Below are 14,676 nucleotides of genomic sequence, written 5' to 3'. Positions count from 1 at the left end.
AGCCCAGGCCACGAAGTTCCTCGAAGATGCGGATCAACGTTAGCCGCTCACGCTGGATGGCATCGCGCATATCGAAATGCTCCTCGTACCAGACGAGACGCTGCACGCCGTAGCGACCTGTAAAGCGTGAACCCTCGCCCGCCTTGTGTTCGGGAATGCGCCTGGAGAGGTCATTCGTCACTCCAATGTAGATGGTGCCGCGCATTTGGCTTGCGGTCATGTAGACATAGCCGGTCATGGCGAAATGCTAATCCCGCTCCGTCGAAATCCAAATTCCCCGTACCGGCCTCACAACCATCCCACCCCAATCCACCATCCAACAGTTGCACCCAGTTCGTAGAGTCCCCTGCCCGACTCGCCCTACGCCTTGGTTCTCAACAGGAGAACGACAATGGCAAGTTGCAAGGACGGCAATGGCGATACGTGGGAAATCTACTCGGCAACCGACGGCTGGCGCTGGCGGCGGACCGCAGCGAATGGCAGGATCGTCGGTTCGGCAACACAAGGCTACTCCAACAAGCAGGACTGCATCGACAATGCACGCCGCAACGGCATGACCTGCACTCCAGCGTGAAACCGGATCGTTGGGCGCCGCTCGGGCAGGCTAAACGTGTGAACCGATCTGCCGACGGCACCCGGCCATCTCTTTGATTCCACTCAACTCCGCAAGAATCTTTTGCCCCGTTTATCCCCACCCTCTGCAACCTCCCCCATACTCAGCCCCATCGCCCTTGCGGGAGACCTGGTGCGCACCGGGTATCAGGGAGGGGCGACGGTGCCGAGCTGGTCGTCTTCGGTAGGCGGCTGGGTGATGAACCCCTAAGTTCGGCCCTCGAACCGGGCGCAGTGTTGCCCGCAGTTGTCGGCCATCGAGGCTGGAGCTGCGGCATGGCCGGTGCACTGGTTGAGGGAAGCCACCGGACGGGCGGCCGCAAGGCCGCACTAAACTACTAAAACGAGCGACCGAACGGCCGCCCGTCCTCCCGACCTCTCCAATGAGGTCCGTTCTTTGACAATGGCCAGACGGCTTTAGCCGGGCGTGGCGATGAACAAATGTGCTCCTCACAGCTTCACAAGCATGGCGGTGCCGTACATGAAGGCGATGCCGACGCCGAGCCCGGCCAGCACCGCAGGCGAAAACAGCGCCGCCGAGCCGCGATTGCCCATGCGCATCAACAGCGCGCCCACTTCCACGATGACCTGCAGGATGGCCCCTGCCCCGATGGCCAGCGCCAGCGCCGACCATTGCGGCGCATAAGCGAGGCTGCCCACCCACATGCCGATCACCGCCGGTCCGCCGGCCAGAAGCGCCAGCGCCGGGAAGATCCACAGCGGCGGCTTCACCTTGAGGATAGGTGCTGCAATGCCGATGCCCTCGGTGATGTTGTGCAGTGCAAAGCCCATCACCAGGAAGGTTCCAAGCCCCGCAGCGCCCGCCGCGAAGGAAGCGCCGATGGCAAGGCCCTCGCCCAGATTGTGCAGGCCGATGCCGAGCGCAATATAGGTCGCCAGCGCCAGCCCCGAAGGATGGCCGTGGCTGCGGGCCACCGCCATCAGCAGCAGGAAGCTTGCCGCCGCAGCCAGGATCACCATCGCCTGCCCCTGGAACAGCGCAGCCGACGCACCCGAGAACTCGAAGGCATCTTCTAGCGTGTCCACCAGCAGGAAGGCCAGCAGGCCGACCGTCATGGCCAGCAGGAAGTTCATCGTCGCCGGGCCTGCGCCGCGCAGCGCCGGATAAAACATCAGGCCGATGGCAACCGGCACGATGCCGACGAACGCGCCGAGCAGGGCTTGCGAGGCAAGGCTGCCCGAGGTCGATACCGGCGTCGGAACCGCGACGCCGATCTCGTGGTCGAAGGCGGCACCCGTATTGGTGACGAAAGCCACATGATGGGTTTCGCCGACCACCCACGGGTACGGCACGCTGATCCAGGCGGTGTCGCCGCGCGCGATCGGTCCGGGCGGCTGCTGCTCGAACAGCCAGTAGCCGGCATCGACCTGAACCTGGGCGATGCGCATCGGCTCCGACCCACCTGCCCGCACCAGCAGCCTTATGCCGCTCTGGTCGAGGATGGTGCGTTCGACGGTCAGATTCTCGACCGGCGGCGCGCCGTTGGAGAAGCCGGCCAGAAGATTGGACGACAGCAGCCACCAGACCGCCAGCGCCGCGATGGCGACAGGCACCACCAGCCAGGCAAGCGCCGGTCGCCTGGGTTCGGTGGCGTGAGGGGTGCCGGGCTCGAGATCGTGCATGTCGATGCGCTCGTTCATGACACTGCCTCGACGACATCGAACGCGCCCATCCAGCCTAGCTCGGTGAATTCGGATTGATGCGCGTGGAACATGTAGGAGCCCGGCTCATGGTCCTTGAACGAGAATTCGAGGATGCCGCGCTGGGCCTGGCACTGCATGATCAGGTCCACCGTCTTCAGCGTCGGCGTCAGCGTCGTGCCCTGGTCGAAATAATCGAAGAAGTTGGCGTGCAGGTGGAAGGAATTGATCGGATCGAACTCGGTGACGTTGACCAGATAGATGCGCACCGGCCGGTCGCGGATGACGCGGATCGGCTTCTTGGCGTAGCAATGGGCAATCGTGTTGCAGGCATAGAACTCGTTTTCGCCGTCAAAGGTGGTGTCGAAGGCATTCATCACCATCGCCATTTCCTGCCATTCGGCGTTTTCCGGCGTGCCGAGCAGGCGCGAGCGGGCAACGTCGGCGGCTTCGGGATGGCGCTCCGGATCGGGGTCGATGACGAACAGGCCATACATGCCCTTGTGCATGTGGCGCGCCAGCGGCAGCGCGTGGCAGTGGTAGAGATGGCAGCCGAACGGCTTGGCGTCGAACTCGTAGACGAACTCCTCACCCGGCCCGATCAGCCCCGCTCCCGGCACGCCGTCCATGCGCGCGGCATGGATGCCGTGGAAATGCATCGAATGCGGGTGCGAGCCGTTGTTGCGAAAGATGATCTGCAGCCGCTCGCCCTCCACGGCCCGCAAAGACGGCCCCGGCACGCGGCCGTTGAAGGTCCAGGCCGGAAACATCACGCCCGGCGCAATCTCGATCTCCTTGTCTTCGGCCGTCACCGTAAAGGTCCTGAGCCTGCGCCCATCCGGCAAGGTCGACACCGTTCCCGTTTCCCAGTCGGTCAGCATCGCGGTCGGGTCGAAGCCGTTGCGCTCGTTGTCCACCTCGCCCACCGTCATCATCGCACCGTGGCCGGTGTGGTGGCCCGACGAACCCTCGGCGGAATAGGGCGAAGGCGCGGGCGCGCCATGGTCATGCGTATGGGCGGATTGTCCCGTAGCGCTCCTCGCGCTGATGGCCGTGGCGCCAGCCGCCAGCAGGCCCGCGCCGAGAAACCCTCGGCGACTACGATCGAACGGCAGCCAACGGCGCATCAGAATGTTCCCCAAATAGCAAAGACAATTAAGGGAAGCACAGTATTTAAATTATAGCAATAGCTATATTTTGGCGTACTGCAATGCGATCAGCAGGCATGCCGCCTGCCCACACTGCGAACCGATGAATAAGAAAAATAGGCGACTAGGAAGCGGGCGAAGCTCGCTACCGCGCGTCGGCCATCAATTGCGCGCCGCCAACCCAGCGCCGCCATTCGGCTTCGCTGCCCTGGAACACGTTGAGGTCGATTCGGCCGTTCACGCCTTGCGAGAGGCCCGAGCCGGAATACTGCCAGAACAGCCAGTTGCGGCCCGGATAGACCTTGGACGGGTGCTGCGCCACCGCGCGCAGCCAGAACGGATGGTTGGGGAAGGCCCCGCGCAGGTTGTCGGCGTAGAAATCGGGTGCCGTGTAGATGATCGGGCGCTGGCCATAGTGCTGCTCCAGCCGGTCCATGAAGACCTGCATCTTCTCGCGCACCTGGGCTGGCGAAGGCCGGCGCTTGCAGCTCGATTCGCCGTTCCATTCCACGTCGATGACCGGCGGCAGAGCGCCCTCCACCTTCGGCACATTGCGGATGAACCAATCCGCCTGCTGGCTGGCGACACGGCACCAGTAGAAGAAATGGTAGGCACCGCGCTTGATGCCGGCGGCATCGGCCCCGCGCCAGTTCTTCATGAACATCGGGTCGAGATGGTCACCGCCGTCGGTCGCCTTGATGAACGCGAAATTGGCGCCCTGGCTGCGCAGCTTCGCCCAGTCGATGTCGCCCTGCCAGCGCGAGACGTCGACGCCATGCACTGCATAGTGCTTCGGCTTGACCCTGCCGAAATTGATCGGCTTGGCGTCGCGGAAACGGTGCGGATGGACAACGCCGTCATCTATGGCGCGTTCGGCGCGGCTTGGCCGCTGCGTCGGTATGAGCGCCGCGACCTCGACCGCAGGCATGGCAAAACCGCTGTCCTGAACCGGCTCAGGTTCAGCCAGCACAGCCACTTCCGGCTCTGGTCCGGGCGCAGACATTGCCGGCAGCATTTCTTTGGGCCGCATGGCGGACGCCGCACGCACGGTGGTTTCAGGGCGCGAGATCGAGCTTGTGATGTCCGCTGAGGGTCTCGGCATCATGTCTTCGATGCCCACGCTCGACGAGCAGCCGGCAAGGCCAAGGCAAAGAAGCAGCGATGCAAGAATGCCTGAGGAACGCATCAAGGACCTGTACGCGGAACAAAACAGCCCCAGCGGCAGCGCCCCGGGAATTCAGGTCAGTTATGAAGGATGAATTACCAAGAAAGATTGAATCGAATTTTTACCATACCTGTTCACTTCTTGGCCGAAGCGCGGCTCCGGCCCCTAAAACCAAACCGCCGCCCGGTTACCCGGACGGCGGCGAATTGGTTCTACTTCGGGGAGAAATGCAGCCTAACTGCAGATGCCGTGTTCCCAGCACTCGCGGGCCACCATGTATGCGGGCGGCAGCGAAGGGTCTTCCGTGCGGGCGCGGGCACGTTCCAGCATCCAGCGTACGCCCTTCGGGCTAACGCGATCGCGCTGCATCACGAGCTGCACCATCGGATCGTTCAACAGTTCGTCCAGCCTGCTCTTTTCCTCGCTCATCGGTCGTCTCTTCTCTTTTTGCTTTTTCCCATGGGCCATAGATAGGAATGCAATCGTGGCCAGCCAATGACACTTGCGCGGCTAAGTGGTGGCCAAAGCAGGAATTTTTTGGCTTAGGCCCGGCTTTCGGCGTTTGTTTGCGTTTCGACAATCATCAAAAGGCGCCGGCCGCATAGCTTTGCGCGGCCGGAGCCGAACCTGCCGCCTCGCTCGGGCAGCTTTTTTCGGCGGCAACGGGACATCTCAAAAATGACGACTGTGGAAACGGGCGCCACGCCCCTCATCGATGTAAGAACGATCGCTCCGTTCGAACGTCACCAACGCATTTTCGACATGCTGGGCGCGCTTGGCCACGGCGCCTCGCTTGTCATCGTCAACGATCACGATCCGCGTCCATTGCGCGCCCAGATCGAAATGCGCCATCCGGGCGAATATTCGTGGGAATATCTGCAGCAGGGGCCGGACCTTTGGCGCGTTGAAATCGGCCGGCCGCATACATCGGACTGCGGTTGCGGCGGTCACTGACCGCGTCAATGCCATCCGGCTCGCCTTGCAGCAAACATGGCAAGGTAGCCGGGTGGCAGGTCATCAAGGCCAGATTGTACAACATGTCGTACTACTCCCCCGGCGCGGGAACTCACACTGCCGGGCGCTTTTTCGATTTGGGTTTGCCAGAACCTTGGGCCGCTTCGGCTTCGGCAATTGCCGAGGTGTAGGCAATTGCCCCCTCTTCGGTTGCGGCGACGAGGGCCCGCATGGAGCCCGCCCCCTCCTGCGCCATCTCCGCGATGCTGTCGAACAGCAAGGCGAGGTCGAAATAGACGCTGCGGTCGGCTTCCGTGGCGGTCAGGTCGTCCAGATCGTTGAGGAATATCAGCGCAACCTCGATCTTCTCGCGCTGCGTCCTCGCATTGGCCAGGCAGGCGCGCGCGTCGCGCAATCGCTCATGCTTTTCAAAAATGGCCAACGCTTCGTCCAGTTGCGTGCGGCAACCGCAATCGAGATGCGCCTTGTCCAGCGCGACCGCCAGACGCTGGACGAGATCCAGGCTGCCGGAGGCGCTGCCGTGGTGCGTGGAATTTAGTGTGTTGAGCATCGCTCGGGTCTTCCTGTCGCGTAATCACGCAGCGACCCGGCAAGAACTCTGGTGCGGTTGCCGCAATCCTGCGTCTGGAAGGAATTCTATAGTGTTTTGCGCAAAACCGGCTTGCTCCCGGACAAACATCGGAGCGAATTCGGTGTCAGCTTATGCCGAGATAGCGACCTGGACGGTGGTTGACGGCGATGATGAGATTGAGGATCACCGCGCTCACCACCGACAGCGCAATGCGATCCGGGCTTAGCACGAAAACGGCCGCGCCAAGAATTGAGAGATCGACGGCAAGCTGGAAATAGCCGGCACGAACGCCCCAATTGTCCTGAAGAAACATCGCCAGGATATTGACGCCGCCGAGACCCGTTCGATGGCGAAACAGCATTAAAAGGCCGGTGCCGCACAGCGTGCCGGCCATGACCGCCGCATAGATTGGTTCAAGCCGCGAGAAGTCGATCCAGTCCGCCGTCAGTCGTGAAAACAAAGACACCAGCGTCACGGCCGCAAATGTGCGCAACGTAAATCGCCACCCCATGCGCTTCAGGCCTAGATAGTAGAATGGCAGGTTGATGAGCGAGAAACCAAGCCAGAAATCGACGCCGGTCGTGTACTGTATCAGCAGTGCGAGCCCAGCCATGCCCCCGACCAGAAGCACCGCCTTGGCATAGATCACTGTTCCCAGCGCGACCAAAAGCGTGCCGAGCACGAGCGCAAGGGCGTCCTCGTGCAGGCCATGCTTGTCGCTCACCGCCAGGTCCATGCGGATCATGCTCCAGTTTGCTGTTTGCGACGTCCACATGCCTTCCGGCCGGGGAAAAATCTTTGCGGCGTATCAAACATCAAGTCCGCCTGTGGCGTTATTCGCGCCGCGGTGGCATCAAGGGACGCAATGAGACGAGCCAGGATGTACCCAACCCAGCCATATCCCGCAGAGATGCAATGCGCATCGTCTGGCTGACCCTTGGCTTCATCAGCCTGGCGTTGGGCGGGCTTGGCGTCGTGTTACCGCTCTTGCCGACAACGCCGTTCATCATCCTTGCGGCATTTTTCTTCGCCAAATCCTCACCTGTGATGCACGACTGGCTGTTGCAGAACCGCACCTTCGGCAAGGCGATCCGCGACTGGCGCGAAAGGCGCGCGATCAGCCGAAAAGGCAAGATCGCCGCCATCGTCGCAATGGCGCTGACGCTGGTCTTGTCGATCGCAGTCGATACCGACATCAAGATCGTTGCTATCCAGGCTTTGGCGCTTTGCGGTGCGGCCACCTTCATATTGACGCGCAATACGGCTTGATCCTGCTCAAAGACATGGATCTGCGTCGGCGCTAGCAATTGCCTCACAGTTCCAAGAGGTGAAGCTTGTCCGGTTCGATCCTGCACAAATATGCCGATGCGCGGTTGCCGCGCTATACGAGCTATCCGACTGCGCCGCATTTTTCGGACAGCGTCGGCGTCGGCGCTTACAGCGACTGGCTGTCGGCACTGCCGGCGAGCGAACCCGCTTCTCTCTACCTTCACATCCCGTTTTGCCGTTCCATGTGCTGGTATTGCGGTTGCCACACCACGATCACCCGGCAAGACCAGCCCATCCTGGCTTATCTCGACGTATTGCAGGAGGAAATCAGGCTGGTGGCTGAGCGCGCGCCGGCTGGTCTCAACATCGGCGAAGTCCACTTCGGTGGAGGCACGCCGACCATCGTCGAGCCGCAGGAATTCGCAACATTGGTGAACCTGCTGCGGCGGTATTTCGCTTTCAGTGACGCCACTTCGATCGCGGTCGAGATAGATCCGCGCACCCTTACGCCCGATATGGCCACGGCCCTTGGTGGATCTGGCGTGCGACGCGCAAGCCTCGGCGTACAGAGCCTCGACCGCAAGGTTCAGGTCGCCATCAACCGGATCCAGAGCGAAGAGCAGACGGCGGAAGCCGTGAACCTGCTCCGTGCGGCCGGTGTCGAAAGCATCAATTTCGACCTAATCTACGGCCTGCCGCACCAGACGGTTTCCTCGTGCGTGGAAACCGCCGAACGCGTGGCCGCCATGCGTCCTGACCGACTTGCCGTGTTCGGCTACGCACATGTGCCGTCATTCAAGAAGCACCAGAGAATGATCGATGAGACCGTCCTTCCGGACAGCGCTGCCCGCGTCGTTCAGGCTGAAGCGATAGCCGCAACACTGGTCGATGCCGGCTATATCCAGATAGGGCTCGATCATTTCGCCCTGCCCGGGGATGAACTGGCGCGCGCTTGGCAAAACCGTACGCTTCGACGCAATTTCCAAGGCTACACCACCGACAACTGCAATTCGCTGATCGGCTTCGGCGCGTCATCGATTGGCCGCTTCAACGATGGCTATGTGCAAAACGAGGTCGCGCTTGGCCTCTATGCCCGCCATGTATCTTCCGGACGGCTTGCCACCGCAAAGGGATATCGCCTGACTGCCGAGGATCGGCTGCGTGCGGACATCATCGAGCGGCTGATGTGCTACTTCCAAGCGGACATCCCAGCCATTTGCGCGAGTCACGGTTTTGACCCAGCCAAGGTTCTCGACGGTGCAATCACACTACCCGAAATGACCGCCGACGGCATCGTGACGGTGAAAGACGGCATGGTGCGGGTCGACGAGGCCCACCGCTTCGTCATCCGTTCCGTTGCTGCCGCCTTCGATGCCTATATCGCTCAATCGCCGCGTCTGCACAGCAGGGCCGCCTGACCCTATCCATCGACTATCAAGACCAACGGTCGGCCTCGCAATGCGGGGCCGATACACGTTTCGGCCGAGCCGAACTGGCAGCGCCGACCTCTTCATCGCCATTTCGTTTGCAGTGCAGCAAAGACGGATTTGTGCAGTGCAACTACATTCGGGTCATAGACAACGTGAATGGTCCCTGAAGGAGATTTGGCCATGTTGACGCGTCGTGAAGCACTCTTGGGCACAGCCGCTGGTACGGCCGGTGCCGTCCTTATGGCCGCGATGGCCGCAACCCCCGCGCTGGCGCAAGTGCCGGCCGCAGACATAAAGAGCCTGCCCCGCCAGAAGGTGAATCTGGTCGCCCCGCCCTTCGTGCATGAGCATGAGCAGGTCGCCACGGGCGGACCGAAGGTCGTCGAGTTCCAACTCACGGTCAAGGAGCAGCCGGTCGTGATCGACCGCGAAGGCACCACCATGCGGGCCATGACCTACAACGGTTCGATCCCCGCGCCGATGATGATCGTGCATGAGGGCGACTACGTCGAACTCACGCTGGTCAATCCCGAGACCAACGAGATGCCGCACAATATCGACTTCCACGCGGCAACCGGTTCGCTGGGCGGCGGTGCGCTTACCCACGTCAATCCCGGCGAGCAGGTCGTGCTGCGCTTCAAGGCAACGCGGACGGGCACCTTCGTCTACCACTGCGCGCCGGATGGCATGATCCCCTGGCACGTCGTGTCCGGAATGAGCGGCACCATCATGGTGCTGCCGCGTGACGGCCTGAAGGACGGCAACGGCAAGCAGCTCACCTACGACAAGCTGTTCTACATCGGCGAGAACGACTTCTACGTACCGCGCGACGAGAACGGCAAGTACAAGAGCTACGAGACGCTCGGCGAAAGCTACGAAGAGACGTTGAACGTCATGCGCGGGCTGATCCCGACCCACGTCGTGTTCAACGGCAAGGTCGGCGCGCTGACCGGCGACAACGCCCTCAAGGCCAAAGTCGGCGACAAGGTTCTGATCGTCCATTCTCAGGCCAATCGTGACACCCGCCCGCACCTCATCGGCGGCCACGGCGACCATGTCTGGGAACAGGGCAAGTTCAGCAACGCGCCTGCCAAGGACCTTGAAACGTGGTTCATCCGCGGCGGATCTGCCGGGGCTGCGTTCTACACCTTCCTGCAGCCCGGTGTGTACGCCTACGTCAACCACAACCTGATCGAGGCGGCGGAACTCGGAGCCACCGCGCACATCATGGTGGAAGGCGAGTGGAACGATGACCTGATGGCGCAAGTCTCAGCGCCTGGCCCGATCCGGGCGATCTGAGCGGGACAAGTCGGAGCGGCCTCAATCTCGAAGCCGCTCCAACGGGCCAAACACTCGTACCAATGGGCGGCCCGTCGGAACTCCGGCGGGCCATTTTTCTGAGGGCTGGTCATGAAACTCAAGGTTCAGGCTTCAATGGCACTCGCGGCGACGATGCTTGCCGCAGCAGGCGTCTTTGCGCCCCAAATGGCTGAAATCACCGGCAAGGCTCCGGCGCAAATGGCCGCCGAACCGGAAACGGTGGCAATCGCAGCCGGTTCGTTCGAGTTGCGTCTGCCCGGCGAATTCCTGAAGAACGACTATCCCGTCGACGCCCCCTTGCAGACGACGAAGGTCCGGCGCGGCTTTGCCATCATGAAGTATCAGGTCAGCGCCGCCGACTACGCACGTTGCGTTGCCGATGGCACCTGCGAGGCGCCCGAAGCCAACGCCATAACCGCCGGCGACGACATGCCGGCAACCGGCGTCAGCTATCGCGACGCCACCGCCTATGCCGCATGGCTCTCCAAGCGGACCGGCGCTGTCTGGCGACTGCCCACCGACACCGAATGGGCCTATGCCGCGGCCGAACGCTACGCCGATGACGCTCTGCTCCTCGACACCAATAGCAGCAATCCCGCCGAACGGTGGCTCGCCCGCTATCGCAGTGAAACCAGCAAGAGCGAGCCGGACCCCGAACCCAAGACGCGCGGTCATTTCGGCACCAACGCAAAGGGCGTCGCCGATATTGCCGGCAATGTTTGGGAATGGACGACCACCTGCTATACGCGCACACGGCTCGCCGATGGCGCCGCGGAAGCCGAAAGCACGGACAATTGCGGCGTGCGCATCGTCGGTGGCAAGCATCGCGGCTACATGTCCTACTTCATCCGCGACGGCAAAAGCGGCGGTTGCGCCGCAGGCATGGCCCCCGACAATCTCGGCATCCGCCTCGTGCGCGAGCCCGATTCATTGCTTGCAAAGTTCCGCAAATTGCTGCCGGCCAAGATCGCCTGATTTCAGCGCGCATCCGCCCCACGGTTCTTCAAGTCCGCCTCGGCAAAGGCCAGCCAGTCGGCAAGCAGATAGCGGTCCTCCTTGGAAAACGGTGCGCGCCGCTTCATATCGTCGAAACTGTCGCCCGGATGGCAGCGATTGAAGGCAGCGCGGGCCGCCTCCTCAATCAGCGACTGGCGCTTCGCATCATTGTTTGACCGGGCCATGATCCATTTCTCCGCATGCTGACTGTCGGCCATTAGACGACGGTCAGCGCAACCTCTTTGCTGTCCCGCAACTTGCATCGAAACCAAGCCTCAACCACTCGCCCAGCGCGCCCGGTGTGACATCGGGGCGGTAGGCGCGGCCACCGTATTGGTGTATTCCCCTGACCGAAGATCATGAGGAGAAGCCGCTTGAGCCGTCTCGACCGCTCGTTGATTTCCGGCCTGCCACTTTTTCAGGGCATCGCCTCGACCGACCTCGACCTCATCATGCAGCAGGCGCGCTCGCTGCGCATTCCCAAAGGCGATGCGATCTTCGAGCAGGAAGAGGAAGCGCATTCGTTCTTTCTCCTGCTCGATGGCTATGCCCGCGTCGTCAAGCACACGCCCGACGGCCAGCAGGTCATCGTGCGCTATATCAGCGCCGGCGAATTGATGGGCATTGCGCAGGCGCTCGGTCGCAAGACCTATCCGGCCAACGCCATCGCAGTTGTCGATTGTGTCGTTCTCGCCTGGCCGGGCCAGCTCTGGTCGGAGTTCGCCGCGCGGTTTCCGAGCTTCGGTACCGGCACTTACAACACCGTCGGCGCCCGCCTCAACGATGCGCAGACGCGCTTCGTTGAAATGTCGACCGAACAGGTCGAGCAGCGCGTCGCCAACACGGTGCTTCGCCTCGCCAACCAGACCGGCAAAAAGACCGAGGACGGCTTGCTGATCGACTTCCCGATCTCGCGTCAGGACATCGCGGAAATGACCGGCACGACGCTGCACACCGTCAGCCGCCTGCTCACGGCATGGGAAGAACGAGGCCTCGTCAAAAGCGGACGCCAGCGCGTAACCGTGGTCGAGCCGCATCGACTCCTTTTGCTCGCCGAGGGTCGCGCCGAGAAAAGTTAGCTCGCCAGCTTCGCGCGATGCCTGTCTTCCGAAGCAATCGCCGCCTCGAATTCACGGCGCAGCATCGCCTCGTCCAGCCCGTGTTCGCGGGCCGCATCGGCAATGGTGTGGAACGGCCCGATGGGACATCCCACACATAACAGGCGATGGTTGATGGCGACATGAACCGTTGCCGGCCATCTCCGCATCAATTCATCCATGCTCATCTTGCTATCCAGTTTCGGCACCATCACCGCAATCCGTCCATGATGGGACGACATTGGTCGCGCCTTCACCCGCCGTCGTTGCGTGCGATCAAACAGCACCGGCTTTTGAGGTTTGCACGTCAAAGCAATTTGGCAGCGCAATAAGCCGCAATTCGCAGCCCCTGCCCCTTCAAACTAGTGCCGCTTTGCCTGCACCAGATAGGCATCAATTTCGGTTTCGCCGAGCCATTTTGCCGCTTCCAGCCGATGCAGGCCTTCGACCAGCACATAGCGCTTGCCGTCGTTGCGAACCTGGATCGGCGTTTTCATGCCGTTTTCGAGAATATCCTCGGCAAGATGCCTGACAGTTTCAGGGTGCAGCGTCTTGCGGCGCGCTGTCGGCACGTAGATGTCGTCGACCTTGACCTTCTGCACTCTTAGCATGGCGTCTCCGGCGGCGAATGGTAGCCTACATGCTGGATAAAGCGTTTCGGCCCAAAGGCCAACCCGTTGGGTAGAAACCGCTTCCGCCCCGGTATCTCTGGCCCGATGGTTTCCATTTGACGGCAAGCAATCCGGTGGCTGAAATGCCGCTGCAAGTTCCCGCAAAGGCTTCCATGACCACCCTGCCAACCGAGTTCCCGGATTTTGGACTAACGCCGGAACAGCGCCGCATCGCCGTGCGCGGCCATACCTACGAATGGCCGGGCATGGACGGCGACCGCGGCGAAATCTGGTGCTACAGCGACCGCTTTTCCTATCGCAACGGCGAGACAGTGGCACTTTTCGTCAGCTCGACCGCGCCGCAATTCAACCTTGAGATCGTTCGCGACGGCGGCGACGAGGCAGCGGTTTTCAAAGCCGGAAAGATTGCTGCGCGCTGGCAGGATACGCCGGATCAATGCTCGGTCGATGGTTGCGGCTGGGAAAGCAGCTACGAATTCAAGATCAGCAGCGATTGGCCCTCCGGCGCCTATCGCGTAATGCTGATGGCCGAGGGCCGCGACGGCCAACCGATCCGAAGCCAGCATCTGTTCATTGTCGCTCCGAACCCCGGCAAAAAGCCCCACCGCATCTTGCAGGTGGCCGCGACCGGGACTTGGCTTGCCTACAACACGTGGGGCGGCTCCAATCACTATCAGGGCATCACCGGCCCCAATCGCGACCAATATGCCTGCATGGTTTCGACCCAGCGCCCGTGGTGCCGTGGCTTCGTCACCTTGCCGCCGGATGCGCCGCGTGTGCCGCTTGAGGTTGCGATGCCGCCCAGGACCGTACCGCGCTACCCGCATATGGAGTGGGCCTACGCGACAGGCCATTCGAAGAAATACACCTCATCCGGCTGGGCAAGCTACGACAGCCACTTTTTCCGCTTCGCCGAACGCGCCGGCTACGCAGTCGATCTCGCCAGCCAGCACGACCTGCATTTCCACCCTGAAATCCTCGACGGCTACGATTGCATCGTCTTCGTTGGTCATGACGAATACTGGACATGGGAAATGCGCGACGCCGTCGACAGTTATGTCGAACATGGCGGCCATGCCGCACGCTTTGCGGGCAACTTCATGTGGCAGACCCGCCTCGAAGACCAGGGCCGGCGTCAGGTCTGCTACAAATACCGCGCCCGCGCCGAAGACCCCATCTACAAAAATGGGGATGTCACCCGCGCCACCAATTCATGGGAAGCCCCTGAAATCGGCAGGCCGGGTGCAGAGACGTTCGGCCTCAACGCCACGCGCGGTATTTATGCAGGTTGGGGCGGTTGCGCGCCGCGCGGCGCGCGCGGCTTTCCCGTCTACCGTCCGGAACACTGGGCCTTCGCCGGAACCGGCATCTACTATGGCGATGTGCTTGGCGCGCGAAGCCATGTCTTCGGCTATGAAGTGGACGGCCTCGACCATGAAGTTCGTGGCGGCCTGCCCTACCCCACCGCCACCAGCGGCGCACCTGACGGCCTGCAAATCCTTGCCCTCGGCATGGCAAGCCAGGTCGAGGAAAGCGCCGACATTGCCGCCGAAGACCAATTCCTTGGTGACGAAGACGGGCGCTTTACCGCCGAGACGTTGTTCGGCAATGCCAGCGATGCCAATCTGGACAAGGTCAAGCGCGGCAACGGCATGATCGTCAATTTCCCGCGAGGCAAAGGCGAAGTCTTCCATGCCGGCAGTTGCGAATGGGTGGCAGGCCTGCTCAGAGGCGACGCGATGGTCGAGCGTGTCACCCAAAACGTCCTTGATCGCTATCTCGGAAAGTAGAGTCTTTTC

The 14,676-nt window shown here is 61.9% G+C and carries 18 protein-coding genes; 8 read left to right on the top strand and 10 right to left on the bottom strand.

The genetic code is table 11. The annotated features are described in order from the left end of the window. Positions 1 to 238: GIY-YIG nuclease family protein (locus ACODTY_RS20440; protein ID WP_488996035.1), on the bottom strand; the 238-nt coding region annotated here is incomplete at its 3' end. Positions 239 to 391: 153 nt separating this feature from the next. Here ACODTY_RS20440 and ACODTY_RS20435 point away from each other — a divergent pair. Beyond that, positions 392 to 574, top strand: coding sequence for a YegP family protein (locus tag ACODTY_RS20435; RefSeq protein ID WP_488996034.1), 183 nt, complete (start codon positions 392 to 394; stop codon positions 572 to 574). A 488-nt stretch (positions 575 to 1,062) separates the two neighbouring features. Here ACODTY_RS20435 and ACODTY_RS20430 read toward each other — a convergent pair whose 3' ends face one another. The 4 genes from ACODTY_RS20430 to ACODTY_RS20415 form a co-directional block, all read right to left on the bottom strand. Continuing rightward, positions 1,063 to 2,274, bottom strand: a complete 1,212-nt coding sequence (locus ACODTY_RS20430; RefSeq protein ID WP_488996033.1) for a ZIP family metal transporter — start codon at positions 2,272 to 2,274, stop codon at positions 1,063 to 1,065. Continuing rightward, positions 2,271 to 3,401, bottom strand: a complete 1,131-nt coding sequence (locus ACODTY_RS20425) for a multicopper oxidase domain-containing protein (RefSeq protein ID WP_488996032.1) — start codon at positions 3,399 to 3,401, stop codon at positions 2,271 to 2,273. The genes ACODTY_RS20430 and ACODTY_RS20425 overlap by 4 nt, the downstream gene beginning before the upstream one ends. Before the next feature lie 166 nt (positions 3,402 to 3,567). Beyond that, on the bottom strand, positions 3,568 to 4,608 hold the full coding sequence (locus ACODTY_RS20420; RefSeq protein ID WP_488996031.1) for a glycoside hydrolase family 25 protein: 1,041 nt from the start codon (positions 4,606 to 4,608) through the stop codon (positions 3,568 to 3,570). A 213-nt stretch (positions 4,609 to 4,821) separates the two neighbouring features. After that, positions 4,822 to 5,016, bottom strand: coding sequence for a hypothetical protein (locus ACODTY_RS20415; protein ID WP_488996030.1), 195 nt, complete (start codon positions 5,014 to 5,016; stop codon positions 4,822 to 4,824). 249 nt (positions 5,017 to 5,265) lie between these two features. Between ACODTY_RS20415 and ACODTY_RS20410 the strand changes: the two genes are divergently transcribed. Further along, positions 5,266 to 5,541: a DUF2249 domain-containing protein gene (locus tag ACODTY_RS20410; RefSeq protein WP_488996029.1), complete on the top strand. Its 276-nt coding sequence runs from the start codon at positions 5,266 to 5,268 to the stop codon at positions 5,539 to 5,541. A gap of 112 nt (positions 5,542 to 5,653) precedes the next feature. On the opposite strand, the gene ACODTY_RS20405 is transcribed toward ACODTY_RS20410, so the two are convergent. After that, positions 5,654 to 6,112: a hypothetical protein gene (locus ACODTY_RS20405; protein WP_488996028.1), complete on the bottom strand. Its 459-nt coding sequence runs from the start codon at positions 6,110 to 6,112 to the stop codon at positions 5,654 to 5,656. 145 nt (positions 6,113 to 6,257) lie between these two features. After that, positions 6,258 to 6,869: a YitT family protein gene (locus tag ACODTY_RS20400; RefSeq protein ID WP_488996039.1), complete on the bottom strand. Its 612-nt coding sequence runs from the start codon at positions 6,867 to 6,869 to the stop codon at positions 6,258 to 6,260. A gap of 179 nt (positions 6,870 to 7,048) precedes the next feature. Between ACODTY_RS20400 and ACODTY_RS20395 the strand changes: the two genes are divergently transcribed. The 4 genes from ACODTY_RS20395 to ACODTY_RS20380 all read left to right on the top strand — a co-directional run bounded on the left by ACODTY_RS20395 (position 7,049) and on the right by ACODTY_RS20380 (position 11,127). Further along, complete coding sequence (locus ACODTY_RS20395; protein ID WP_488996027.1) at positions 7,049 to 7,402, top strand: YbaN family protein; 354 nt, start codon at positions 7,049 to 7,051, stop codon at positions 7,400 to 7,402. A 65-nt stretch (positions 7,403 to 7,467) separates the two neighbouring features. Further along, on the top strand, positions 7,468 to 8,820 hold the full coding sequence (gene hemN / locus ACODTY_RS20390; protein ID WP_488996026.1) for an oxygen-independent coproporphyrinogen III oxidase: 1,353 nt from the start codon (positions 7,468 to 7,470) through the stop codon (positions 8,818 to 8,820). Between the two features lie 192 nt (positions 8,821 to 9,012). Further along, positions 9,013 to 10,131, top strand: coding sequence for a copper-containing nitrite reductase (nirK, locus tag ACODTY_RS20385; protein WP_488996025.1), 1,119 nt, complete (start codon positions 9,013 to 9,015; stop codon positions 10,129 to 10,131). Positions 10,132 to 10,242: 111 nt separating this feature from the next. Next, on the top strand, positions 10,243 to 11,127 hold the full coding sequence (locus ACODTY_RS20380; protein WP_488996024.1) for an SUMF1/EgtB/PvdO family nonheme iron enzyme: 885 nt from the start codon (positions 10,243 to 10,245) through the stop codon (positions 11,125 to 11,127). Between the two features lie 2 nt (positions 11,128 to 11,129). Here the strand turns inward: ACODTY_RS20380 and ACODTY_RS20375 are convergent, their stop codons facing one another. After that, positions 11,130 to 11,333, bottom strand: coding sequence for a hypothetical protein (locus ACODTY_RS20375; RefSeq protein ID WP_488996023.1), 204 nt, complete (start codon positions 11,331 to 11,333; stop codon positions 11,130 to 11,132). Positions 11,334 to 11,522: 189 nt separating this feature from the next. Between ACODTY_RS20375 and ACODTY_RS20370 the strand changes: the two genes are divergently transcribed. Further along, positions 11,523 to 12,227: a Crp/Fnr family transcriptional regulator gene (locus ACODTY_RS20370; protein ID WP_488996022.1), complete on the top strand. Its 705-nt coding sequence runs from the start codon at positions 11,523 to 11,525 to the stop codon at positions 12,225 to 12,227. Here ACODTY_RS20370 and ACODTY_RS20365 read toward each other — a convergent pair. Next, complete coding sequence (locus tag ACODTY_RS20365; RefSeq protein WP_488996021.1) at positions 12,224 to 12,487, bottom strand: DUF1858 domain-containing protein; 264 nt, start codon at positions 12,485 to 12,487, stop codon at positions 12,224 to 12,226. The two genes, ACODTY_RS20370 and ACODTY_RS20365, sit on opposite strands and share 4 nt — an antisense overlap. Positions 12,488 to 12,607: 120 nt before the next feature. Continuing rightward, complete coding sequence (locus ACODTY_RS20360; protein WP_488996020.1) at positions 12,608 to 12,856, bottom strand: ParB N-terminal domain-containing protein; 249 nt, start codon at positions 12,854 to 12,856, stop codon at positions 12,608 to 12,610. Between the two features lie 173 nt (positions 12,857 to 13,029). Between ACODTY_RS20360 and ACODTY_RS20355 the strand changes: the two genes are divergently transcribed. After that, a complete protein-coding gene (locus tag ACODTY_RS20355; protein WP_488996019.1) occupies positions 13,030 to 14,667 on the top strand; it encodes a N,N-dimethylformamidase beta subunit family domain-containing protein in 1,638 nt (545 codons plus the stop codon). Positions 14,668 to 14,676: the final 9 nt, after the last annotated feature.

This window comes from Mesorhizobium sp. FG116 (genome assembly GCF_057809835.1).
The sequence above is the reverse complement of the archived record's forward strand: the minus strand, read 5'-3'. Positions and strand labels throughout refer to the sequence as shown.

Excerpts from the sequence above, each read along its gene's own strand:
- ACODTY_RS20435 (WP_488996034.1), top strand. The coding sequence starts at position 392 with ATGGCAAGTTGCAAGGACGGCAATGGCGATACGTGGGAAATCTACTCG.
- ACODTY_RS20430 (WP_488996033.1), bottom strand. The coding sequence starts at position 2,274 with ATGAACGAGCGCATCGACATGCACGATCTCGAGCCCGGCACCCCTCAC.
- ACODTY_RS20425 (WP_488996032.1), bottom strand. The coding sequence starts at position 3,401 with ATGCGCCGTTGGCTGCCGTTCGATCGTAGTCGCCGAGGGTTTCTCGGC.
- ACODTY_RS20420 (WP_488996031.1), bottom strand. The coding sequence starts at position 4,608 with ATGCGTTCCTCAGGCATTCTTGCATCGCTGCTTCTTTGCCTTGGCCTT.
- ACODTY_RS20415 (WP_488996030.1), bottom strand. The coding sequence starts at position 5,016 with ATGAGCGAGGAAAAGAGCAGGCTGGACGAACTGTTGAACGATCCGATG.
- ACODTY_RS20410 (WP_488996029.1), top strand. The coding sequence starts at position 5,266 with ATGACGACTGTGGAAACGGGCGCCACGCCCCTCATCGATGTAAGAACG.
- ACODTY_RS20405 (WP_488996028.1), bottom strand. The coding sequence starts at position 6,112 with ATGCTCAACACACTAAATTCCACGCACCACGGCAGCGCCTCCGGCAGC.
- ACODTY_RS20400 (WP_488996039.1), bottom strand. The coding sequence starts at position 6,869 with ATGGACCTGGCGGTGAGCGACAAGCATGGCCTGCACGAGGACGCCCTT.
- ACODTY_RS20395 (WP_488996027.1), top strand. The coding sequence starts at position 7,049 with ATGCGCATCGTCTGGCTGACCCTTGGCTTCATCAGCCTGGCGTTGGGC.
- nirK (WP_488996025.1), top strand. The coding sequence starts at position 9,013 with ATGTTGACGCGTCGTGAAGCACTCTTGGGCACAGCCGCTGGTACGGCC.
- ACODTY_RS20380 (WP_488996024.1), top strand. The coding sequence starts at position 10,243 with ATGAAACTCAAGGTTCAGGCTTCAATGGCACTCGCGGCGACGATGCTT.
- ACODTY_RS20375 (WP_488996023.1), bottom strand. The coding sequence starts at position 11,333 with ATGGCCCGGTCAAACAATGATGCGAAGCGCCAGTCGCTGATTGAGGAG.
- ACODTY_RS20365 (WP_488996021.1), bottom strand. The coding sequence starts at position 12,487 with ATGTCGTCCCATCATGGACGGATTGCGGTGATGGTGCCGAAACTGGAT.
- ACODTY_RS20360 (WP_488996020.1), bottom strand. The coding sequence starts at position 12,856 with ATGCTAAGAGTGCAGAAGGTCAAGGTCGACGACATCTACGTGCCGACA.
- ACODTY_RS20355 (WP_488996019.1), top strand. The coding sequence starts at position 13,030 with ATGACCACCCTGCCAACCGAGTTCCCGGATTTTGGACTAACGCCGGAA.